We start from the raw sequence: 22,886 nt of genomic DNA on the forward strand, positions 1-22,886 counted from the left end.
GATCACATTTCCACCATTAAGCGCATGACGCAGAAATAAATCGCAATAATATAAAATAAAACGATGTTTTAGTATCCAAGAACGCCGGTTCAGCTCTTTTAAAACCCAAAGCGTTCCCGGCAATAACGAAAAAGAAAAAACTTTAAAAAACAATCTACTGTTTTGCCACCACCAGACATTGCACCCTGAATTTCCTCTCTCATGCCGCGCAGTGCGGGCCTGGGAAAATGTAACAAAGCTGATTCCGTATTAAACCATTGATTGCCAGGTAGGTATGTATGAATGAAAACAAGCTGCTGGGGCTCGCATGGATATCACCCTACATCATCGGGTTGATACTCTTTACGGCATTCCCCTTCGTCTCGTCGTTTTTCCTCAGCTTTACGGATTACGATTTGATGAGCCCGCCGGTGTTTAACGGCATCGAAAACTATCGCTATATGTTTACCGAAGACACGCTCTTCTGGAAATCCATGGGCGTGACCTTTGCCTACGTATTTCTGACCATCCCGTTGAAGCTCGCCTTTGCATTAGGGATTGCCTTTGTCCTGAACTTTAAATTACGCGGCATCGGATTTTTCCGGACAGCCTACTATATTCCGTCGATCCTCGGCAGTTCCGTCGCCATTGCCGTCTTGTGGCGCGCCTTATTTGCGATCGATGGCCTGCTGAACAGCTTTATCGGCATACTGGGTTTTGACCCGGTGAACTGGCTGGGAGAACCGTCGCTGGCGCTGATGTCCGTTACCCTGCTGCGCGTCTGGCAGTTCGGTTCCGCGATGGTCATCTTCCTGGCCGCGCTGCAAAACGTACCGCAGTCCCAGTACGAAGCGGCGATGATCGACGGCGCGTCTAAATGGCAAATGTTCATGAAAGTGACCGTGCCGCTGATTACGCCGGTGATCTTCTTCAACTTCATCATGCAGACCACGCAGGCGTTCCAGGAATTTACCGGGCCGTACGTGATCACCGGCGGCGGGCCGACCTACTCCACCTACCTGTTCTCGCTCTACATCTACGACACCGCGTTCAAGTACTTCGATATGGGCTACGGGGCGGCGCTGGCGTGGGTGCTATTCCTGGTGGTGGCCGTCTTCGCCGGCATCGCCTTTAAGTCGTCGAAATACTGGGTGTTCTACTCCGCCGATAAAGGGGGCAAAAATGGCTGATATTCAACAACTTTCCACGGCAAGAAGCGTTGCGGAGCGCGAAGTGGCCCGCACGCTGCGCAGAGAGAAAATCAACGCTACCGTTCGCTACGCGATCCTGCTGTTTGTCGGCCTGCTGATGCTTTACCCGCTGGTATGGATGTTTTCGGCGTCGTTCAAACCGAACCACGAGATCTTCACCACCCTGAGCCTGTGGCCCGCCCACGCCACCTGGGATGGCTTCGTCAACGGCTGGAAAACCGGCACCGAGTACACTTTCGGCCATTACATGCTGAACACCTTTAAGTACGTCATTCCGAAGGTGATCCTGACCATTATCTCCTCCACCATCGTGGCGTACGGCTTTGCCCGCTTCGAAATCCCGTGGAAGAAGTTCTGGTTCGCCACGCTCATCACCACCATGCTGCTGCCCAGCACCGTGCTGCTGATCCCGCAGTACCTGATGTTCCGTGAGATGGGCATGCTGAACAGCTACATGCCGCTGTACCTGCCGCTGGCCTTCGCCACGCAGGGGTTCTTTGTTTTCATGCTGATCCAGTTCCTGCGCGGCGTCCCGCGTGACATGGAAGAGGCGGCGCAAATCGACGGCTGTAACTCCATTCAGGTGCTGTGGTACGTGGTGGTGCCGATCCTGAAGCCGGCCATTATCTCCGTCGCCCTGTTCCAGTTTATGTGGTCCATGAACGACTTTATCGGGCCGCTGATTTACGTCTACAGCGTGGATAAATACCCCATCGCACTGGCGCTGAAAATGTCCATCGACGTCACCGAAGGCGCCCCGTGGAACGAAATTCTGGCAATGGCGAGCATCTCCATTCTGCCATCCATCATTGTCTTCTTCCTGGCACAGCGCTACTTCGTACAGGGCGTCACCAGCAGCGGAATTAAAGGTTAAGAGGGAAATACCATGGCTGAAGTCATTTTTAACAAGCTAGAAAAGGTCTACTCCAACGGTTTTAAAGCGGTACACGCTATCGATCTGAAAATCGCCGAAGGGGAATTCATGGTGATCGTCGGGCCATCCGGCTGCGCCAAATCCACTACTCTGCGCATGCTGGCGGGGCTGGAAACCATCAGCGGCGGCGAGGTGCGCATCGGCGACCGGATCGTGAACAACCTCGCGCCGAAGGAGCGCGGTATTGCAATGGTGTTCCAGAACTACGCCCTCTATCCGCACATGACGGTGCGCGAGAATCTGGCCTTTGGCCTCAAGCTGAGCAAGCTGCCGAAAGATCAGATTGAGTCTCAGGTGAATGAAGCCGCCAAAATTCTTGAGCTGGAAGAGCTGCTCGACCGTCTGCCGCGCCAGCTTTCCGGCGGCCAGGCGCAGCGCGTAGCGGTAGGCCGTGCGATTGTGAAAAAGCCGGACGTGTTCCTGTTCGATGAGCCGCTTTCAAACCTCGACGCCAAGCTGCGCGCCTCAATGCGCATTCGTATTTCCGACCTGCACAAGCAGCTGAAGAAGTCCGGAAAACCGGCCACCACCGTTTACGTGACCCACGACCAGACCGAAGCGATGACCATGGGCGACCGCATCTGCGTGATGAAGCTCGGTCACATCATGCAGGTGGATACGCCGGACAACCTCTACCACAAGCCGAAGAACATGTTCGTGGCGAGCTTTATCGGCGCGCCGGAGATGAATATTCGCAGGAGCGTGCTGATCGAAAAAGCGGGCCAGCTGCACATCGCCATCGGCAATGAAACCATGCCGCTGAACGCGGAGAAGCAGGAGAAAGTCGCCACTTATGCAGGTCAGGAGATTTTTTACGGCGTGCGCCCGGAGTTTGTCTCGCTTTCAGATGCGCCATTCCCGAACGGCGGCTGTAGCGGGGAGATGGTGCGCGTTGAGAATATGGGCCACGAATTCTTTGTGTACCTGAAAGTCGCGGACTACGAACTGACCGCCAGGATCCCGTCCGATGAAGCCAAGCCAATGATTGATAAGGGGCTTCATCGTAAGGTGTATTTCACGTTTGATATGAACAAATGTCATATTTTTGACGCAAAAACCGAACAGAACCTCTCTCTCTGATGGAGTGATAAAAATGAAAAAAGTGCTTTTAAGCGCAGCAATCTCCGCGACCCTGGGCCTGACCGCTTTGCCATCGATGGCGCAGAATGTGGATTTACGGATGTCCTGGTGGGGCGGCAATGGCCGTCACCAGGTTACCCTGAAAGCGCTGGAAGAGTTCCATAAACAGAACCCGGACATCAACGTGAAGGCGGAATACACCGGCTGGGACGGTCACCTCTCCCGACTGACCACCCAGATTGCGGGCGGCACCGAGCCGGATGTAATGCAGACGAACTGGAACTGGCTGCCGATCTTCTCCAAAACCGGTGACGGCTTCTACGATCTGAACAAGATGAAGGACGTGATCGACTTAACCCAGTTCGATCCTAAAGAGCTGCAAACCACCACCGTGGACGGCAAGCTGAACGGCATTCCAATTTCGGTGACGGCGCGCGTGTTCTACTTCAATGACGAGACCTGGAAAAAAGCGGGTATTGCTTACCCGAAAACCTGGGACGAGCTGATGGCGGCCGGTAAAACCTTCGAGAGCAAGCTCGGCAAGCAATATTATCCGGTCATCCTGGAGCACCAGGATACGCTGGCGCTGCTGAACTCGTACATGATCCAGAAGTACAACGTTCCTGCGGTGGATGAGAAAACCAAAAAGTTCAGCTACACGAAAGAACAGTGGGTGGAGTTCTTCCAGACCTACAAAAAGCTGATCGACAGCCACGTCATGCCGGACACCAAATACTATGCCTCGTTCGGTAAGAGCAACATGTATGAGATGAAGCCGTGGATCCAGGGTGAATGGGGCGGCACCTACATGTGGAACTCCACTATTAACAAATATTCCGACAACCTGAAGCCGCCTGCAAAACTGGAGCTGGGCAGCTATCCGATGCTGCCGGGCGCCACCGACGCGGGCCTGTTCTTCAAGCCAGCCCAGATGCTGTCGATCGGTAAATCGACCAAAAACCCGGAAGCAGCGGCGAAGCTGATTAACTTCCTGCTCAACAGCAAGGAGGGGGTCGATACGCTGGGCCTGGAGCGCGGCGTGCCGCTGAGCAAAGTAGCGGTACAGTATCTGACCGAAGACGGCACCATAAAAGAGGACGATCCTTCCGTGGCGGGCCTGCGTCTGGCGCAGTCGCTGCCGGCGAAACTGACCGTCTCGCCATACTTTGACGATCCGCAGATTGTGGCGCAGTTCGGTACCTCTTTGCAGTATATCGACTACGGCCAGAAAACCGTGGAAGAGACGGCCGCCGACTTCCAGCGTCAGGCGGAGCGTATTTTGAGACGTGCGATGCGGTAAACATAAAGCCGGGTAAGCGAAGCGCCACCCGGCAATTTACATTACACGCCGATATTACGTAATTTCTCCCCTTTCATCAGCTTGCGTTCAATATGTTCCAGGGTCACGCCTTTGGTTTCCGGGATCAGCCAGAAGGTCACACCGATAAACGCCACGTTCAGTACCGTATAAAGCCAGAAGGTACCTGCCACGCCAATTGCATCCAGCAGCGTCAGGAAGGTCGCGCCAATGATCATGTTCGACACCCAGTTAGTGGTAGTGGAACAGGTGATCCCAAAGTCGCGGCATTTCAGCGGCTGAATTTCCGAGCACAGGATCCACACCACCGGCGCGGCGCTCATTGCGTAACCCGCGATGCACATCATGGTCATGCCCACGGAGAGCCAGGAGAGGCCGCTTGATGCCGTGCCGTTATCAAACTGCATCAGGCAGTAGCCGAGGATCAGGGTGCCGAGCGCCATCACGCTAAAGCCAATTTTCAGCGCCGGTTTGCGTCCGGCTTTATCAACGGTGAACACCGCGATAAAGGTCGCGAACATAAAGGTCAGCCCTACTACCAGCGTGGCGATCATCTGCTGTTCGGTCGTGGTAAAACCGGCCATTTTGAAGATGCGCGGGGCGTAATACATGATGATGTTCATCCCCGTAAACTGCTGCATCGCCTGTAACAGCATGCCGAGGAACACCGCGCGGCGCACGTTGCGGTTAGCCTTAAACAGGGACCAGCCGCCCTGCTTCAGCTTCAGGCTTTCGCGGATTTCGTTTAGCTCTTCACGGGCTTTTTCAGACGTGTCGCGCAGCATGCGCAGCACCTCTTCCGCCTCCACGTGGCGTCCTTTTTGCGCCAGCCAGCGCGGGCTGTTCGGCAGGAAAATGACTAACACAATCAGCAGCAACGCGGGCAGCGCCAGCACGCCAAGCATTGCCCGCCAGTTACCGCTGTAGCTGAAGTACGTATCCGACAGAAACGCCAGCACGATACCGAGCGTCACCATCAGCTGATACATGCTGATCATCTTCCCGCGCACGTTTTCGCTCGCCATTTCCGAGAGATAAAGCGGCGCGGTGTAGGAGGCAATACCCACCGCGACGCCCAGCAGCACGCGGGACAGCAGCAGCACTTCAACGTTGGTGGCGAACGCCGAGCCAATGGAGCCGGCAACGAACAGGATCGCCCCAACCATCAGGCTGTATTTGCGCCCGAGGCGGAATGACAGCCAGCCGTTAAAGAGCGCGCCGATGGCCGCGCCCAGCATCATGCTGCTCACCACCCACTCTTGCAGGCGATTGCTCAACGTAAAGTGATCGGTAATAAAGGGCAGCGCGCCGGCGATAACGCCAATATCCAGGCCAAACAATAAACCGGCTACGGCAGCCGCAACAGAAACAAACTGGTTCATGCGTCGGGTATCGCGCAACGCAGCGGGCATAAGGGTAGAGTCATTTATAGATGTCATAGTTTCCTGCCTCAACAGCGAAATTCGTTAAGTGAAATTACGAGATACCGGAAGAAAGTGTCAGGTCGGAACTGGTGAAGATATGGATTTTTTCGCTACGACATACCGATCTGTGATGGACATTACAATTTCAAATCAGGGCGATTTATCCTTATTTTTTATTAATTAGTTAATATCTAAGCAATAAATGTGTGATACCCGTCATCCATTCCTTTTCAGTATGGATTTTTCATCTTTAAGGATATGGATAAAGGCAATTTTGGCGCAAAAAAAACCTCTGCCCGAGGGCAGAGGTTCTTTATTCAGGATGAATTAACGTGCCAGCCAGCCGCCGTCGACGGCAACGGTGTAGCCGTTAATGTAATCCGATGCCGGGGACGCAAGGAATACAACCGGCCCCATCAGATCGCTCGGCAGACCCCAGCGACCCGCTGGAATACGCTCCAGGATTGCCGCGCTGCGCTCTTCATCCGCACGCAGCTGCTGGGTATTGTTGGTGGCCATGTAGCCCGGCGCAATCGCGTTGACGTTGATGTTGTGCTGCGCCCACTCGTTTGCCAGCAGACGGGTCACGCCCATCACCGCGCTCTTCGATGCGGTGTAAGACGGCACGCGGATGCCGCCCTGGAAGGAGAGCATCGACGCGATATTGATGATTTTGCCGCCTTTACCCTGCGCGATGAAGTGCTTCGCCGCCGCCTGGGACATAAAGAACACGCTCTTGATGTTCAGGTTCATGACGTCGTCCCAGTCCGTTTCGCTGAAGTTAATCGCGTCTTCACGACGGATCAGGCCCGCGTTGTTAACCAGAATATCGATATGACCAAACTCCGCCACCGCGCGATCCAGCAGCTCAGGGATCCCGTCGATTTTGCGCAGGTCAGCGGTCAGGCTCAGGAAACGACGGCCCAGCGCGGTGACGCGCTCGATGGTTTCCGTTGGCTCAACGATGTTAATCCCAACGATATCACAGCCCGCTTCCGCCAGGCCTAACGCCATACCCTGCCCCAGCCCGGTATCACAACCGGAAACGACAGCCACTTTACCTTGCAGAGAAAATGCATCCAGAATCATGTTTGTTCCTTAATCGTTCAGCGCCTGTCACCAACAGGCAGATTTATGCTTAACTGCCTGCGGCTAGCGCAGATCCTTAACAGCGACGTGGTCCATATCATCGAAGACCTGGTTTTCACCGACCATACCCCAGATGAAGGTATAAGCTTTCGTCCCCACGCCAGAGTGGATAGACCAGCTCGGCGAAATGACCGCCTGCTCGTTATGCATAACGATATGGCGCGTCTCCTGCGGCTGTCCCATCATGTGGAACACGCAGGCATCTTCATCCATGTTGAAATAGAAGTAGACTTCCATGCGGCGCTCATGGGTATGGCACGGCATGGTGTTCCAGAGGTTGCCCGGCGCAAGCTCGGTCAGCCCCATGCTCAACTGGCAGGTTTCCAGCACGTCCGGAACGAAGTATTTGTTGATGGTGCGACGGTTGCTGGTGAGGTTATCGCCAAGGGTCACCGGGGAAACGTCCGCAGGCGTCACTTTTTTGGTTGGGTAGTGGGTGTGTGCCGGGGCGCAGTTGTAGTAGAACTTCGCCGGTTTGCTGGCGTCGACGCTGGCAAAGACCACTTCTTTTGCGCCTTTACCGACGTACAGCGCGTCGCGGTGGCCGATCTCGTAGCACTGACCATCGACAGTAATGGTGCCCGGCCCGCCGATGTTAATCACGCCCAGCTCGCGGCGTTCAAGGAAGTAGCTCACGCCCAGCTGTTTGCCCACTTCACCGCCCACGGAGACGGTGTTCGCCACCGGCATAATCCCGCCCACAATAATGCGGTCAATATGGCTGTAGACCATGGTGTACTTATCGGCTTCGAACACCTGCTCAACTAAAAACTCACCGCGCAGCCCCTGGGTATCCAGCGTTTTTGCGTGCGCGCTGTGGATGCTTTGTCTGACTTCCACATCAACCTCCAGAATGGATCGTGCCCGAAGGCAAAGATAATTAACGAAACAACGTTCCGTTTTCGTGATGAGCACATATTATCCCCTGCCACAGCGCTTTTCAATTGCATTTAAAACATCGTTTCATTTTTTCTGCATGTTTATGCCGGAAATGGTGTTTCGATCACGATAAATCTATCAGGACGGTCTTCTTATCCATGAAACTGATAAATTGCGCTGTCAGTCACACATAATGAAACATTGTTTTGATAATTTAACACCCAGTTTTCAACCCACAATTCGCGTTCAAAGGAGTGCATTATGGCTAAAGGTATGCGGGTCAAGCTGAACTACGAGGTCAGCCGCGATCCGGATACAGGCGTGGAAGTCACCCGCCTGACCCCACCGGAAGTAACCTGTCATCGCAACTACTTTTACCAGAAGTGCTTCTTTAACGATGGCAGCCATCTGCTGTTCGCCGGGGAGTTCGACGGTCACTGGAACTATTACCTGCTGGACCTGAAAAACGCCGAAGCGGTACAGTTAACTGAAGGTGCGGGGGATAACACCTTTGGCGGCTTCCTCTCCCCGGACGATAAATCCTTCTACTATGTGAAGAACGATCGCACCCTGCTGGAGGTGGATTTACAGACGCTGGCGGAGCGTGAAGTGTACCGCGTCCCGGAAGAGTGGGTCGGCTACGGTACCTGGGTTGCGAACAGCGACTGCACCAGGCTGGTGGGCATTGAAATTGCAAAACGAGACTGGACCCCGCTCAACGACTGGAAAATTTTTCACGATTTTTTCCACAAAGGGCCGCACTGCCGCCTGCTGCGCGTTGATCTGAAAACGGGTGAAAGCACCACCATTCATGACGAGAAGATCTGGCTGGGGCATCCCATTTATCGTCCGTTCGATGACAATACCGTGGCCTTCTGTCATGAAGGGCCGCATGATCTGGTTGACGCCCGCATGTGGCTGGTCAACGAAGACGGCAGCAACGTGCGGAAAGTGAAGACGCACGCGGAAGGTGAAAGCTGTACGCATGAATTTTGGGTGCCGGACGGCTCCGCGCTGATCTACGTCTCTTATCTGAAGGGCCAGCAGGGCCGCACCATTTCCCGCTTCAACCCGGACACCGGCATTAATGAAGCGGTAATGAATATGCCCGCCTGCTCGCACCTGATGAGCAATTTTGACGGCACCCTGCTCGTCGGCGACGGTTCCGGCACGCCTGTCGATGTGAAAGACACTGGCGGCTACACCATTGATAACGATCCTTATCTGTATGCCTTTGACGTGGCGAAGAAAGCGTTTTTCCGCATCGCCCGTCACGACACCTCCTGGGCTACGGTGGCGAACAGCCGCCAGGTAACCCACCCGCATCCGTCCTTTACGCCGGACGAAAAAGCGGTGCTGTACAGTTCCGATAAAGACGGCAAACCGGCCCTCTATATCGCGAAACTCCCCGAGCAACCTGAAATGTTGCATGCCTGACTTGAGTAAGTGTTTCTGTAACTGGCCTTGCCCTCCTATTCGGAGGGCTTTTTTTTGCGAAGAAGGTGGATTATCAGAAGGAATACGCCACGCCTGCACGGAAGCGGGTCTGTCGTTCGTCGGTCTCTTTAACCCCCACGTTACCCACCTCAACATACGGCGCCCAGTTTTTATCCCATTTATAGGCCAGCTTGGCGTTATATTCGTTGGAATAATCTTTATTGTTATTTCGGGCCATCCCTTCAGCGCTTTTCGCGTAAACATAATTCAGCTCGGTACGCCAGTCACCTAATACCCAACCGACCCACGCATCACCACGGTTAACTTTATCATCGTCCTTATTTGAGCTTGACGGGTAGCGGGTATATTCGTAACGGTAACGCGCGGCGACGTAGAAGCCATTATCGAAGCTATATTGCACATGCAGATTCGGTTTATAAATGGTGCGGCTGTCTGTACTTTCAATCGTAAACGCAGGGGTCAGGGCGATATTGTCCGTCGCTTTCCAGCGCCAGCTAATCTGATCTTCATGACCGTTTCCCACCACGTCGGCAAAAGGCTGATCCGCCTTGTCACCGCCGGATTTCCACTTCGCTTCAACGGAAAAACCGAAGCCATTATCAAAGCGGTGCGAGACGGCAACACGGTCGGCATTCGAGCCGCTGTCGATATATTCGTGACGCAGATCGACGGTCACAGCGTGGGCCGCAAACGTGCTGGAAATAAGAGAGGCAAGGACCAGAGATTTTTTAAACATGAATAAACCCTCAATTAAAATATCGTTTCGTTTTTATGAAACTTGAGTTTATTTTTTATGCACCGTTATTTTAGTGACAAAGATCGAAATTATTTGTTTCATTTTTTTTGGCAAAGATCGACGTGAACCCCATCAACAAAAAAGGCGTATTACGCGTAAATTCCAGGAGTGAGATCACACTAAGCACTTCGCAATGCGAATAATTAACCGCGCAATGAATATTGCGGGCTTCAGAAAGAACGCAAAAGCGTTAAAAAAGGATTCAGCGGGATAAAAAAACCTCCCGTAGGGAGGCTTGTTGTGTGCAGAGAGGGAAATTACCGTTCAATAGCCAGCGCCACCCCTTGCCCTCCGCCAATGCAGAGGGTTGCAATTCCTTTTCGGGCGTTACGCTTTTTCATTTCGTGGACTAAAGACACCAGAATACGGCAGCCAGAAGCGCCAATGGGATGACCCAGCGCGATCGCCCCGCCGTTAACGTTGACCCGCAGCGGATCCCATTCCAGCATTTTCCCGACCGAGATTGCCTGTGCAGCAAAGGCTTCGTTGACTTCAATCAGATCCACGTCGCTCAGCTGCCAGCCCGCCCGCTCCAGACAGCGGCGCGTGGCATAGACCGGCGCAATCCCCATTAACGCCGGATCAACGCCCACGCTGGCAAACGCCTTGATGCGCGCCAGCACCGGCAGATCCAGCTCCTGGGCTTTGCTTTCACTCATCATCATCACCGCCGCCGCACCGTCGTTGATGGAAGAGGCGTTGCCTGCCGTCACAGAACCCAGCGTTTCGAAGGCGGGATCGAGTTTTGCCAGCCCTTCCGCGCTGGCATCGGTGCGCGGCTGCTCGTCGGTATCAACGATAAACGCTTCGCCGTTCTGGCGCAGGGTGCTGACCGGGACAATTTCATCGCGAAAGCGCCCGGAATCGATCGCCGCGCGCGCTTTTTGCTGCGAGCTGAGGGCATACGCGTCCTGAAGCTCGCGGCTGATACCGTATTCCCGCGCCAGGTTCTCCGCCGTCACGCCCATGTGGTAATCGTTAAAGGCGTCCCACAGCCCGTCGTGAACCAGGCTGTCGAGCAGCTGGCTGTTTCCAAGCTGCGCGCCGGTCCGGCTGTCGGTCAGCACGTGCGGAGCGCGGCTCATGTTCTCCTGCCCGCCGGCAATGACCACGTCCGCTTCACCGCACTGGATGGCCTGCGTCGCAAGATGGAGCGCCTTCAGACCTGATCCACAGACGTCGTTGATGGTGATCGCCGAAACGGTGTTAGGCAGGCCGCCCTTCAGCGCCGCCTGACGCGCAGGGTTTTGTCCCGCGCCCGCGGTCAGCACCTGGCCCAGGATCACCTCATCAATTTCATGTGCGGCAATCCCGCTGCGTTCTACCAGCGCTTTTACCACCACGCTGCCAAGATCAACCGCAGAGTGACGCGCAAGCGCTCCCTGAAAACAGCCGATAGCCGTACGTAACGCACCCACTATAACGACATCTTTCATCACGACCTCTGTGCAAAATGACATGACGATAGTAGAGGATTGTTATCAACAATTGACGCAAATGTTTAAAATTAGTGAGTTTAGTCACAGGATTAGCGTGCGTCCTGCAAGTACTGGCGCAGCCAGCTTCCGGCGACGCCGGGCGGTGTTCGTTTGTTCCATAACAGATCGATAGCAATCGACCTCGGCCAGCCCGGCACGTTCAGCTGCACCAGCGATTTCGACGCGGCAAATTCATCCACCAGCGCGCAGGGCAACGCGCACCAGCCAAAGCCCTGTACCGCCATGCTCAGCAGTAACAGGTAATTCGGCGCGGACCAGACCGGCCCACGCGCAAGGGTGGCTTCCCGTTCGAGATAGGTACTCAGCCGCAGCTCGCGCCAGCCGTGCAGCTCGTCCGCCTGCGTCTCATGCTGCGCAGCCAGAGGATGTCCGGCAGAGACGTAGATGGCCATCCGCGTTTGCACGGGCAGACGGGTCGCGCCAATATCGGTCGGGTAGCTGTCGCGCGCTTCCGTCAGGCCAATTTGCGCCCGCTCCTTTTGCAGCAGGTCAATTACGTCTTCCTCTTCCCCAATCAGACACTCGAATTCCGTGTGCGGGAAACGCCGGTCGAACTGGCTCATCATCTCTTCCAGCACGGCCGGGTTGAGCGTATCGGAGAGAACAAAGGTAAAACGCGCCTCCGTTTGCGCCGTTAAGGATACGGCCAGCTCGTCGAGGCGCGCGCTGGCGGCGAGGATCGACTGGACATAGCCCAGCACCTGTTCACCCTGGGCGGTTAACACCGGGTGACGCGCCGAACGGTCGAACAGCTCAAACCCCAGGTCAGCTTCAAGGTTGGCGATGGAGGTGCTGATGGTGGACTGGCTTTTGCGCAGCCGTCGGGCCGCAGCGGAAAACGAACCTGCGGCGACGGTTTCAACAAACGCGGTCAGGGCTTCAGGAGAATAACGCATGATGTATCTACTTTATCGATGGATACCATCTTTTATATATCACCTTAAGCGATAAGAATAGGCGCCATTCACGCCCCTGCTGGCGAATTCATGAGGTAACTATGCAACATCAGGATGCACTCCAACGTAAATTGCCGGAGCGGATCTTCCACGCCGTCTGTTTTGAAGGCATTGCTACGGCGATCCTCGCCCCGACGGCCGCGTGGCTCATGCAGCGCTCGGTGCTGGAAATGGGTGGGCTCACCATTGTTCTGGCGACCACGGCAATGCTCTGGAACATTATCTACAACTTTGGCTTCGACCGTTTCTGGCCCGTACAGCGGGTGAAGCGCACGGCGAAAGTGCGCGCCCTGCATGCGCTGGGTTTTGAATGCGGCTTTATCGTGATTGGTGTGACCATCGTTGCCGCCGTGCTCGGAGTGACGCTGCTTCAGGCATTCACGCTGGAAATTGGTTTCTTCCTGTTCTTCCTGCCGTACACCATGCTCTACAACTGGGCGTACGACACTCTGCGGGAGAAAATCATCAAGCGCCGCCAGCAGCGACGCGCGCTGGCAAGCGAATGATCCTCGGGCCGGAGGCGTTCTCCGGCCCTTCACCTGCGAAGCAACGGCGACCTCAACGCATAATTATGGTAAATTGCACTCCTTTTTGTTCGTTTTATAGTTGATACGTTGCTCTAATGTCGAAAATTTGGTCAAAAGAAGAGACTCTCTGGAGTTTCGCCCTCTACGGCACTGCCGTGGGCGCAGGAACCCTGTTCTTGCCCATTCAGCTCGGCTCTGCTGGCGCGATTGTCCTGCTGATCACCGCCCTTGTGGCGTATCCCTTAACCTACTGGCCGCACAAGGCGCTGGCGCAGTTCATCCTGTCATCGAAAACGAAAGGCAGCGAAGGGATCACCGGTGCCGTAACCCATTATTACGGTAAAAAGATCGGCAACCTGATCACCACGCTCTATTTTGTGGCCTTCTTTGTGGTGGTGCTGATTTACGCGGTGGCGATAACCAACTCGCTCACTGAGCAGCTGGCGAAACGGATGACGGTGGATACCGGCGTGCGGATGCTGGTGAGCTTTGGCGTGGTGCTGATCCTGAACCTCATCTTCCTGATGGGGCGGCACATTACCATTAAGGTAATGGGATTCCTGGTCTTCCCGCTGATTGCCTATTTCCTGTTTGTCTCGCTGTACCTGACGGGCAGCTGGCAGCCGTCGCTGCTGACCAGCCAGATGGCCGTCGATCGGCACACGCTGCATCAGGTGTGGATTTCCATACCGGTGATGGTTTTCGCCTTTAGCCATACCCCGATTATCTCGACGTTTGCCGTAGACCGTCGCGAGAAATACGGTGAAGAGGCCATGGGTAAATGCAAAAAAATCATGAAAGTGGCGTACCTGATCATCTGCCTTAGCGTGCTGTTCTTTGTCTTCAGCTGCCTGCTTTCGATTCCACCGTCCTATATCGTGGCGGCAAAAGAGGAAGGGGTGACAATCCTGTCCGCGCTGTCGATGATGCCTTCTTCCCCGGCATGGCTGGGCATTTCCGGCATTATCGTGGCGATTATTGCGATGTCGAAATCGTTCCTCGGCACCTATTTTGGCGTGATTGAAGGGGCAACGGAGATTGTGAGGTCGTCGCTGAATCAGGTGGGGGTGAAGAAAAGCCGCGCCTTTAACCGCGCCGTTTCCATTCTTGGCGTGTCGTTGATTACCTTTGCGGTCTGCTGCATCAATCCGAACGCGATTTCGATGATTTACGCCATCAGCGGTCCGCTTATCGCCATGATCCTGTTCATCATGCCGACGCTGTCGACGTACCTGATCCCGTCGCTAAAACCGTACCGCTCCATCGGCAACCTGCTGACGCTGATTGTTGGCGTGCTGTGCGTGTCGGTGATGTTTGTCGGTTGAATACGCTGCCCGGCGCAATGCCGGGCATCGGTTTTACGCCCGAATATCGTCATACTCCCGCGTGTTATCAAACTCATGCTTTGCAAACGGGCACAGCGGGATAATTTTACGGCTCTCACCGCGCATCTTCTCCACCACTTTTGCCACCAACTGCTTACCCACACCCTGCCCTTTCAGGCTCGGATCCACATCGGTGTGCTCGATAATGCTCAGATGCTCGCCGGTCGGGACAAAGACGATCTCCGCCACCTGATTGCCTTCGGCGTCGTTGACGTAAAACTTGTTATGGCCTTCAAGAATATCCATGGTTCCTCGCTTATTTTTGGCGGTACTTCAGCGCACCGCTCGGGCAGGTATCAATTACGCGTACGACAGTTTCTGCATCCACTTCATCCGGTGCGATCCACGGTTTACGCTTCAGGTCGAACAGCGCCGCGCTGCCGCGCACGCAGTTGCCCGAGTGTTTGCAGATCCCGGTGTTGAAGTAGACATCGATTTTCTCACCGGTGTAGGCCCGGTATCCCGCATCCAGTAGCTCCTGATCCATGACATTGCCTCTGTAATTATTGTGGTGACAAATGCAGCATACCCTTACCCGTTCCGGCTGACCACGTCAAAAATGACGATCGGACACGTTGTTTTCGGCTCGTTATTTCGCTTCTCGATTAAGACTATTCCGAATAAAAAGACGCTGGTCAGCAAGATATATTTTTGCGCTACGTCAATTCTTGTAATAATTCTCGCCGCGTTCACATTAAGATTATTAGCTAAGCGGAATCCTAACGAGCCAAGTTATTTTCCCCTAAGCAATGGATTTACTTCCGATTTTCAAAAGCCATAACGAAGCGGTATTTTCCCCGCCCCTCTGGAAATAGCGCAAAACAACCCAGACAGGAAATTTGACTCTTCTCACATAACGACTAATGTTAATTCCTGAACGACAACTGATACGAATTACTTATCGTATCTCCTGACATAAACGCAACATGAGGGTTGATATATGGCAGAGCAACATCGTGGTGGTTCCGGTAATTTCGCTGAAGACCGTGAGAAAGCATCAGAAGCTGGACGTAAAGGCGGCCAGCACAGCGGCGGTAATTTCAAAAACGATCCGCAACGCGCATCTGAAGCGGGTAAGAAAGGGGGACAGAACAGTCACGGCGGAGGCCGTAAATCTGACAACTCCTGATCTTATTTAAAGCTCTTATAAATATACCGAGAGCATGCTGCGGGCCCGTCGGCTCGCAGTACCTTCCCTTTATTTCACTGGAGCGAATATATGAATATGAAAAGTGTTGAAGATGTATTTATACACCTGTTATCCGACACCTACAGCGCTGAGAAGCAGCTGACCCGCGCGTTGAGCAAATTAGCCCGCGCCGCATCCAGCGAGAAGCTGAGCGCCGCGTTCACGGCTCACCTCGAAGAAACGCAGGGACAGATCGAACGTATTGATCAGATTATTGAGCAGGAATCTGGCCTCAAGCTCAAGCGCATGAAATGCGTTGCGATGGAAGGCTTAATTGAAGAAGCCAACGAAGTGATTGAGAGCACAGAGAAAAATGAAGTTCGTGATGCCGCCTTAATTGCCGCTGCGCAGAAAGTCGAGCACTACGAAATTGCCAGCTACGGCACCCTGGCCACCCTGGCAGAACAATTAGGCTATAAAAAAGCCGTTAAACTTCTTGCCGAAACGCTGGAAGAAGAAAAAGAAACCGATCTCAAATTAACCGATCTGGCTGTCGGCAATATTAATCAAAAAGCCCAGAAAGGATAAATACTAATTTGATGAGCATCAGCACCAAAAATTAACCAGAATATAAACTACCAGGAGTTAATTATGAATCATGTAGAACACTACCATGATTGGCTACGCGATGCCCATGCGATGGAAAAGCAAGCCGAATCAATGCTGGAATCAATGGCCAGCCGTATTGATAATTATCCCGACTTACGTGCACGAATTGAACAACACGTTAATGAGACTAAACATCAAATTACCGTGCTGGAAGAAATTCTCGACCGCAACGATATTTCCCGTTCGGTCATCAAAGACTCTATGAGCAAAATGGCGGCACTCGGCCAGTCCATTGGCGGTATGTTCCCTTCCGATGAAATTGTTAAAGGCTCTATCAGCGGCTACGTTTTTGAGCAGTTTGAAATTGCCTGCTACACCTCCCTGCTGGCTGCGGCCAGGAAAGCGGGCGATACCGCCTCCATTCCTGCCATTGAGTCCATTCTGGAAGAAGAGCGCCAGATGGCGGACTGGCTGATTCAACATATCCCTCTAACGACGGAACAGTTCCTGCTGCGTTCCGACGCGGACGGCGTTGAAGCGAAAAAATAACGGAAGAGGGAGAACCTATGTTTCGACACGTAAAACAGCTGCAATACACGGTCCGCGTAGCCGAACCGAATCCGGGCCTGGCCAACCTGCTGCTTGAGCAGTTTGGCGGGCCGCAGGGCGAACTTGCCGCGGCATGTCGTTACTTTACGCAGGGACTGAGCGACGACGATCCCGGTCGTAAAGATATGCTGATGGATATCGCGACCGAGGAGTTAAGCCACCTGGAAATTATCGGCACCCTGGTGGGTATGCTGAATAAGGGTGCGAAAGGTGAGCTGGCGGAAGGCGTTGAAAATGAAGCGGAGCTGTACCGGTCAATGACCGAGAACGGCAACGACAGTCATATCACCTCCCTGCTCTACGGTGGCGGCACACCGCTCACCAACTCCGCGGGCGTGCCCTGGACGGCAGCCTATGTAGATACCATTGGCGAACCCACAGCCGACCTGCGCTCTAACATAGCGGCAGAGGCGCGCGCCAAGATTATCTACGAGCGGTTGATTAACGTAACGGACGATCCGGGTGTTAAAGATGCGCTGGCGTTTTTAATGACGCGTGAGGCAGCGCACCAGCTCTCATTTGAGAAGGCACTCCAGTCGATCCGTAACAATTTCCCACCGGGTAAACTGCCGCCAATCGAAGAGTACACCAACAAGTACTACAATATGTCTGAGGGGGGAGAAGTTCGCGGCAGCTGGAACAGCGATAAGCACTTCGACTACGTGGAATCTCCTCAGCCAGCGGTCGATGGTGGTGACGGTGGCGCAAGCGTGACGCTCACAACAGAGCAGGCCACGCTGGTCAAAGCGATGTGCGCGCGCACGAAATCCGATCCTGATGCCGATCCGCTTACCGGCGCCGAGCTTGGTGCGGGTAAGAAAAAACCGTAACCGGTTTTGCCAGGCCGCCTGAGGCTGCCTGGCAATACCATGTGCGCTATCAGTTCCAGAGGTACGGAGCATGTTCGAGCTCGATGCGTTTCATCTGGCCAGGATCCAGTTCGCCTTTACCGTCTCTTTTCATATTCTCTTCCCTGCGATCACCATCGGGCTTGCGAGCTATCTGGTGGTACTCGAAGGCATGTGGCTTCGCACAAAAAACGATGTCTGGCGATCGCTATACCATTTCTGGCTAAAGATTTTCGCCGTGAACTTTGGCATGGGCGTGGTTTCCGGGCTGGTGATGGCTTACCAGTTTGGCACTAACTGGAGCGGCTTTTCCCAGTTCGCGGGCAGCATAACCGGCCCCCTTCTCACCTATGAAGTTTTAACCGCCTTCTTCCTGGAAGCCGGTTTCCTGGGCGTGATGCTGTTCGGCTGGAACAAGGTTGGCCCCGGCCTGCACTTCTTTGCCACCTGCATGGTGGCGCTGGGCACGCTGATGTCCACCTTCTGGATCCTCGCCTCCAACAGCTGGATGCACACCCCGCAGGGCTTCAGTATCCAGAACGGACAGGTTATTCCCGAAGACTGGCTGGCCATCATCTTTAACCCCTCTTTCCCTTACCGCCTGATCCATATGTCCATTGCCGCCTTCCTGTGCAGCGCCTTGTTTGTGGGCGCGTCCGGGGCGTGGCACCTCCTGCGCGGTAACGATACGCCCGCGATCCGCAAGATGTTCTCCATGGCCATGTGGATGGCGCTGCTGGTCGCGCCCATTCAGGCTGTAGTCGGAGATATGCACGGGCTGAATACGCTTGAGCATCAGCCGGCCAAAATCGCCGCGATTGAAGGCCACTGGGAAAATCCGCCGGGCGAGGCCACCCCGCTGCTGCTGTTTGGCGTACCGGATATGGAAGAGGAGCGCACCAAGTACGGGCTTGAAATTCCGGCCCTCGGCAGCCTGATCCTGACGCACAGCCTGGATAAACAGGTGCCTGCGCTAAAAGATTTCCCGAAAGAGGACCGTCCGAACTCGCTCATCGTCTTCTGGTCCTTCCGCATTATGGTCGGCATGGGCCTGCTGATGATTACGCTTGGCGTGCTGAGCGTCTGGCTGCGCTATCGCCGTCGGCTTTACCACTCCCGGCCATTCCACTGGTTTGCCCTCTGCATGGGGCCAGCCGGACTGCTCGCGCTGCTCGCCGGATGGGTCACCACCGAGGTAGGCCGTCAGCCGTGGGTCGTCTACGGCTATCTGCGCACGATAGATGCGGTGTCTCTGCACAGCACGTTGCAGATGAGCATCAGCCTGCTGGCCTTTATCGTGGTTTACTGTTCGGTGTTTGGCGTGGGCTATGTGTATCTCGCCCGGTTAATTAAGAAAGGGCCGCAGCCTGTCGGCACGCTGACGTCTAACACGTCGGGCACCCCTGCCCGTCCGCTGTCCGCCGCCGAGTCCGTTCCGGAAGAGGAGAAGATCTGATGGGCGTCGATATCCCGGTCATCTGGTTTGCCATTATTGTCTTCGCCACGCTGATGTACATCATCATGGACGGCTTCGATCTCGGTATCGGCATGCTGTTCAGCTTTGTGGGAGATGCCAAAGAGCGCGACGTGATGGTGAACAGCGTCGCCCCGGTCTGGGACGGAAATGAAACCTGGCTGGTTCTCGGCGGCGCGGGGCTGTTCGGCGCGTTCCCGCTGGCCTACGCGGTGATTATTGATGCTCTGACCATCCCGCTGACGGCCATGCTGATCGGGCTGATTTTCCGCGGCGTCGCGTTTGAGTTTCGCTTCAAGGCAACCCCTTCCCACCGCAAGTTCTGGGACTACTCCTTTGCTGGCGGCTCCCTGCTCGCGACCTTCAGCCAGGGGATCGTGGTCGGCGCGATGATCAACGGCTTTGACGTCGAAGGCCGACGCTTTGTCGGTTCCTCGCTGGACTGGTTCACGCCGTTTAACCTGTTCTGCGGGCTGGGCTTAATTGTCGCCTATACCCTGCTGGCCACCACGTGGCTAATCATGAAAAGCGAAGGGGCGCTGCAAAACCGGATGCGCGAGCTGACCCGTCACGTGCTGCTGGCGCTGATCGCCGTCATTGCGGTGGTGAGCATCTGGACGCCACTCGGCTGGCAGTTTGTCGCCGAGCGCTGGTTCACTCTGCCCAACTTCTTCTGGTTCCTGCCGGTCCCTGTACTGGTGGCGGTATTCAGCCTGTGGATCTGGCGGCTGACGCGCAATCCCGACAGCCACGCCCGCCCGTTCCTGCTGACGCTGGGCTTAATCTTTCTCGGCTTTAGCGGGCTGGGCATCAGCCTGTGGCCACACATTATTCCGCCGCACATTACCCTGTGGGAAGCCTCTGCGCCGCCTGCCAGCCAGCTGTTTATGCTGATCGGCACGCTGCTCATCGTTCCGGTGATCCTGGTTTACACCGCCTGGAGCTACTACGTCTTCCGGGGCAAAGTGTCTGATACCGAAGGTTATCACTAAGGATTGCTATGGCAGGCTGGCATACACGCGCCATTATTTACCAGATTGATACCGCCCTGTTTTACGATCTTAACGGCGATGGCTGCGGCGACATCGCCGGGATCGCCGCGAAGCTGCGCTACATTCGCCGGATGGGCGCGACGGTTATCTGGATCACCCCGTTTTACCTCACGCCTTTTCTCGATGAAGGCTATGACGTGAGCGACCATTTGCAGGTCGATCCCCGCTTCGGCAAGCTCAACGATATTATCGCCTTCATTGAGCAGGCGCGGGAGCTGGGGATGAAGGTCATTATTGAACTGCTGATCCAGCATACCTCGGATGCGCATCCCTGGTTTCAGCAGGCCCGTCGCAACCCGCAGTCACCCTACCGGGACTATTACCTCTGGTCCGACACGGACGAGGACGATACGCCCCCAATGTTCCCTGGCGTGGAAAAGAGCGTCTGGACATGGGACGACGAGGCGGGGCAATACTACCGGCATATGTTCTATCGCCACGAGCCGGATCTTAACCTGGCTTCCCCTGCGGTGCTGAAGGAAGTTGAGAACATCATCATCTTCTGGCTAAAGCTCGGGGTGTCGGGCTTTCGTCTGGATGCGGCGTCGCACCTGACAAAACAGGCCGGACGTGGGGATGAAAAACGCGGGCTGTGGATCCTGGAACACCTGCGGCGTCTTATCGAGCAGCGTAACCCGGATGCGATCCTGCTCGGCGAAGTCGACGTGGAGGTCGAAGCCTACAAAGCGTATTTTGGGCAGAACGATCGGCTGAACCTGGTGCTGAATTTCTGGCTCAATAAGTACTTCTACGTGAGCCTTGCGGAGAAAAGCGCGCGACCGCTGCGCAACGCGGTAAAGAAGATGATTGTGCCGCCAGACTCCTGCTGTTTCGCCAACTGGCTGCGCAATCATGATGAGCTGGACCTGGAAGGGATAGGGAAAAAAGCGAAGCAGACCGTCGTTGATGCCTTTGCCCCGGATGAAGAGATGAGCGTGTATCAGCGTGGGATCCGCCGCCGTCTGGCGCCGATGCTTAATGGCGATCGAAAGCGACTGGCCTTTTGCCATGCGGTCTTATTTTCACTGCCGGGCGTACCGGTCATGCGCTACGGGGATGAGATTGGCATGGGGGATGATTTGGATCTGGAAGAGCGTTACGCCGTCCGCACTCCGATGCAGTGGGCCGGATCGCAAGGCGGCGGCTTCTCAGATGCCGACCCGGATACCTTTATCGCCCCGATCATTGACCACGGTCCGTACCGCTACCAGAAAATCAACGTGGCGGACTCCCTGTTGCACCGCAGCTCGCTTCTGCATCGCATTATCGACATCGCCAATACGCGCTCCGAGTTCCCTGAAATCGGCGTCGCGCCGTTTCGCCTCATCACTATCGACAGCGATGCGGTGCTGGGGATCTATTACGAAACCGATACGCGCAGCATCCTGACCTTCGTTAATTTCAGCGATAAGCCCGTTAATTTTACCGCCAGAGGGATCCGACACGCCACCTGGACCGCCTGCCTGGCGGACAAACGCTACGACGACGCGCTGATTTGCGGTAAAACCGTTGAGCTTAACCTCAGCGGCTATGGCTACCGCTGGTTCTGGACCGATCGTACCGCGTTGCGCTGATTAGCGTCTCCGGGAGAGCAGCAGACGAGCCACGATCGCGCCCGTGACGGCAAGCGATCCGAGCAGCACTTTCCCCGGCATACCGGAGGTGACGCTGGTGGCGCGCTCTTTTGCTTCGTTGGTGAAGTGCCCGTGGATTTTATGCAGATCGTTAACCGGCCGATCCAGATAGTCCTGGCGATCGTCCGCATTCAGCGTATCGGTCATCTGCCCTTCCCAGGCTTTTTTGACCATCAGCCGGTCCAGAAAACCGGGGAAAAGGAATTGCCCGACAATCGACTGGATCGTGCTGCTGCCCACCCACAGCTCCCGCACCGGTTTTTGCGCTACCTTGTAAATCGCGCTGGCAGCCACTTCCGGCTGAAACACGGGGGGAACCGGTCGCATAGCCCAGGCAAATTTATTCCTCGCCCACTCGAACTGCGGCGTGTTGAGGCCCGGCATCTGTACCATGGCGATCTGCACCCGGCTGTTTTCATGCATCAGCTCGGTGCGCACAGCGTCGGTAAACCCGCGGATCGCGGCCTTCGCCCCACAGTAGGCTGACTGCAAGGGAATGGAGCGGTAGGCCAGCGCGGAACCAACCTGAATAATCGTCCCCCGGTCACGAGGCGTCATTAACTCCAGCGCGGCGCGGGTGCCGTTAACATAGCCCAGATAGGTCACCTCGGTGACGCGGCGAAATTCCTCAGCGGACATGGTACGAAACGGCGCAAGCATCCCGCCCATGGCGTTATTCACCCACACGTCAATGGCCCCTAGCCGGTACTCAATCTCGTTGGCAGCCTCGGTCACCGCCTTGCTGTCCGCCACGTCGGCCTGAACGGCACACGCGTTAATTCCGAAACGGCGTAACTCCTCTTCCGTGGAGCGCAGGCTCTGCTCATCGCGGGCAATAATGCCCACGTCGTAGCCCGCTTTAGCAAAGTGCAGCGCCGTGGCTTTCCCCACGCCCGCCGTACCGCCGGTAATTACGATGACAGCCATAGCCTTTCC

23 protein-coding genes are annotated in these 22,886 nt (G+C 55.2%); 14 read left to right on the forward strand and 9 right to left on the reverse strand.

What is annotated here, in order from left to right; translation table 11 throughout:
• Positions 1-278: 278 nt before the first annotated feature.
• The 4 genes from IM300_RS01640 to IM300_RS01655 are packed head-to-tail and all read left to right on the forward strand — an operon-like array spanning position 279 to position 4,504.
• Complete coding sequence (locus IM300_RS01640) at positions 279-1,169, forward strand: carbohydrate ABC transporter permease (protein ID WP_193034985.1); 891 nt, start codon at positions 279-281, stop codon at positions 1,167-1,169.
• Positions 1,162-2,064, forward strand: a complete 903-nt coding sequence (locus tag IM300_RS01645) for a carbohydrate ABC transporter permease (protein WP_063869246.1) — start codon at positions 1,162-1,164, stop codon at positions 2,062-2,064. Before IM300_RS01640 ends, IM300_RS01645 begins: the two co-directional genes overlap by 8 nt.
• A gap of 12 nt (positions 2,065-2,076) precedes the next feature.
• Positions 2,077-3,204, forward strand: a complete 1,128-nt coding sequence (locus IM300_RS01650; RefSeq protein WP_193034987.1) for an ABC transporter ATP-binding protein — start codon at positions 2,077-2,079, stop codon at positions 3,202-3,204.
• Between the two features lie 13 nt (positions 3,205-3,217).
• Complete coding sequence (locus tag IM300_RS01655; RefSeq protein ID WP_063869240.1) at positions 3,218-4,504, forward strand: ABC transporter substrate-binding protein; 1,287 nt, start codon at positions 3,218-3,220, stop codon at positions 4,502-4,504.
• 41 nt (positions 4,505-4,545) lie between these two features.
• Here IM300_RS01655 and IM300_RS01660 read toward each other — a convergent pair whose 3' ends face one another.
• The 3 genes from IM300_RS01660 to kduI form a co-directional block, all read right to left on the reverse strand.
• A complete protein-coding gene (locus IM300_RS01660; protein WP_193034989.1) occupies positions 4,546-5,961 on the reverse strand; it encodes a sugar porter family MFS transporter in 1,416 nt (471 codons plus the stop codon).
• Positions 5,962-6,273: 312 nt separating this feature from the next.
• Entirely contained in the window at positions 6,274-7,035 is a 762-nt protein-coding gene (gene kduD, locus IM300_RS01665; RefSeq protein ID WP_063451956.1) for a 2-dehydro-3-deoxy-D-gluconate 5-dehydrogenase KduD, read from the reverse strand.
• Between the two features lie 63 nt (positions 7,036-7,098).
• The gene (gene kduI, locus IM300_RS01670; protein ID WP_063451957.1) at positions 7,099-7,935 is read right to left on the reverse strand and encodes a 5-dehydro-4-deoxy-D-glucuronate isomerase; all 837 of its coding nucleotides are present in this window, start codon (positions 7,933-7,935) and stop codon (positions 7,099-7,101) included.
• A 300-nt stretch (positions 7,936-8,235) separates the two neighbouring features.
• Here kduI and IM300_RS01675 point away from each other — a divergent pair, with 300 nt between their 5' ends.
• Positions 8,236-9,411 (forward strand): oligogalacturonate lyase family protein, encoded by a 1,176-nt coding sequence (locus IM300_RS01675; protein WP_063451958.1) that lies wholly within the window; start codon positions 8,236-8,238, stop codon positions 9,409-9,411.
• Between the two features lie 73 nt (positions 9,412-9,484).
• Here IM300_RS01675 and IM300_RS01680 read toward each other — a convergent pair whose 3' ends face one another.
• From IM300_RS01680 to IM300_RS01690, 3 genes are all read right to left on the reverse strand, one after another.
• A complete protein-coding gene (locus tag IM300_RS01680; protein ID WP_064909885.1) occupies positions 9,485-10,168 on the reverse strand; it encodes an oligogalacturonate-specific porin KdgM family protein in 684 nt (227 codons plus the stop codon).
• 317 nt (positions 10,169-10,485) lie between these two features.
• A complete protein-coding gene (locus IM300_RS01685; protein ID WP_193034991.1) occupies positions 10,486-11,664 on the reverse strand; it encodes an acetyl-CoA C-acetyltransferase in 1,179 nt (392 codons plus the stop codon).
• Positions 11,665-11,756: 92 nt separating this feature from the next.
• Positions 11,757-12,623 (reverse strand): LysR family transcriptional regulator, encoded by an 867-nt coding sequence (locus IM300_RS01690; protein ID WP_063869227.1) that lies wholly within the window; start codon positions 12,621-12,623, stop codon positions 11,757-11,759.
• Positions 12,624-12,724: 101 nt separating this feature from the next.
• On the opposite strand from IM300_RS01690, the gene IM300_RS01695 reads away from it, so the two are divergent.
• Both IM300_RS01695 and IM300_RS01700 read left to right on the forward strand, forming a co-directional pair.
• Positions 12,725-13,189 (forward strand): multidrug/biocide efflux PACE transporter, encoded by a 465-nt coding sequence (locus IM300_RS01695; protein ID WP_193034993.1) that lies wholly within the window; start codon positions 12,725-12,727, stop codon positions 13,187-13,189.
• Between the two features lie 116 nt (positions 13,190-13,305).
• On the forward strand, positions 13,306-14,535 hold the full coding sequence (locus IM300_RS01700; protein ID WP_063869224.1) for an amino acid permease: 1,230 nt from the start codon (positions 13,306-13,308) through the stop codon (positions 14,533-14,535).
• A gap of 33 nt (positions 14,536-14,568) precedes the next feature.
• Here the strand turns inward: IM300_RS01700 and IM300_RS01705 are convergent, their stop codons facing one another.
• Both IM300_RS01705 and yjdI read right to left on the reverse strand, forming a co-directional pair.
• Positions 14,569-14,841 (reverse strand): GNAT family N-acetyltransferase, encoded by a 273-nt coding sequence (locus tag IM300_RS01705; RefSeq protein ID WP_063451963.1) that lies wholly within the window; start codon positions 14,839-14,841, stop codon positions 14,569-14,571.
• A 10-nt stretch (positions 14,842-14,851) separates the two neighbouring features.
• On the reverse strand, positions 14,852-15,082 hold the full coding sequence (yjdI, locus tag IM300_RS01710; RefSeq protein ID WP_003862849.1) for a 4Fe-4S mono-cluster protein YjdI: 231 nt from the start codon (positions 15,080-15,082) through the stop codon (positions 14,852-14,854).
• A gap of 453 nt (positions 15,083-15,535) precedes the next feature.
• On the opposite strand from yjdI, the gene IM300_RS01715 reads away from it, so the two are divergent.
• The 7 genes from IM300_RS01715 to IM300_RS01745 all read left to right on the forward strand — a co-directional run bounded on the left by IM300_RS01715 (position 15,536) and on the right by IM300_RS01745 (position 21,890).
• Positions 15,536-15,724 carry a general stress protein gene (locus IM300_RS01715; RefSeq protein ID WP_022651794.1) on the forward strand — a complete coding sequence of 63 codons (189 nt, stop codon included), beginning with the start codon at positions 15,536-15,538 and terminating at the stop codon, positions 15,722-15,724.
• Between the two features lie 90 nt (positions 15,725-15,814).
• A complete protein-coding gene (locus tag IM300_RS01720) occupies positions 15,815-16,312 on the forward strand; it encodes a ferritin-like domain-containing protein (RefSeq protein WP_063451964.1) in 498 nt (165 codons plus the stop codon).
• Between the two features lie 63 nt (positions 16,313-16,375).
• On the forward strand, positions 16,376-16,882 hold the full coding sequence (locus tag IM300_RS01725) for a ferritin-like domain-containing protein (RefSeq protein ID WP_193034995.1): 507 nt from the start codon (positions 16,376-16,378) through the stop codon (positions 16,880-16,882).
• 17 nt (positions 16,883-16,899) lie between these two features.
• On the forward strand, positions 16,900-17,772 hold the full coding sequence (locus tag IM300_RS01730) for a manganese catalase family protein (RefSeq protein ID WP_063869221.1): 873 nt from the start codon (positions 16,900-16,902) through the stop codon (positions 17,770-17,772).
• 70 nt (positions 17,773-17,842) lie between these two features.
• The gene (locus IM300_RS01735; RefSeq protein ID WP_003862857.1) at positions 17,843-19,246 is read left to right on the forward strand and encodes a cytochrome ubiquinol oxidase subunit I; all 1,404 of its coding nucleotides are present in this window, start codon (positions 17,843-17,845) and stop codon (positions 19,244-19,246) included.
• A complete protein-coding gene (gene cydB, locus IM300_RS01740) occupies positions 19,246-20,256 on the forward strand; it encodes a cytochrome d ubiquinol oxidase subunit II (protein WP_063451967.1) in 1,011 nt (336 codons plus the stop codon). Before IM300_RS01735 ends, cydB begins: the two co-directional genes overlap by 1 nt.
• Positions 20,257-20,264: 8 nt before the next feature.
• On the forward strand, positions 20,265-21,890 hold the full coding sequence (locus IM300_RS01745; protein WP_063451968.1) for an alpha-amylase family protein: 1,626 nt from the start codon (positions 20,265-20,267) through the stop codon (positions 21,888-21,890).
• Here the strand turns inward: IM300_RS01745 and IM300_RS01750 are convergent, their stop codons facing one another.
• Complete coding sequence (locus tag IM300_RS01750; RefSeq protein WP_193034998.1) at positions 21,891-22,877, reverse strand: SDR family oxidoreductase; 987 nt, start codon at positions 22,875-22,877, stop codon at positions 21,891-21,893.
• Positions 22,878-22,886 lie beyond the last annotated feature (9 nt).

It is taken from the genome of Enterobacter cloacae complex sp. I2, assembly GCF_014896205.1.
GTDB lineage: Bacteria > Pseudomonadota > Gammaproteobacteria > Enterobacterales > Enterobacteriaceae > Enterobacter > Enterobacter quasihormaechei.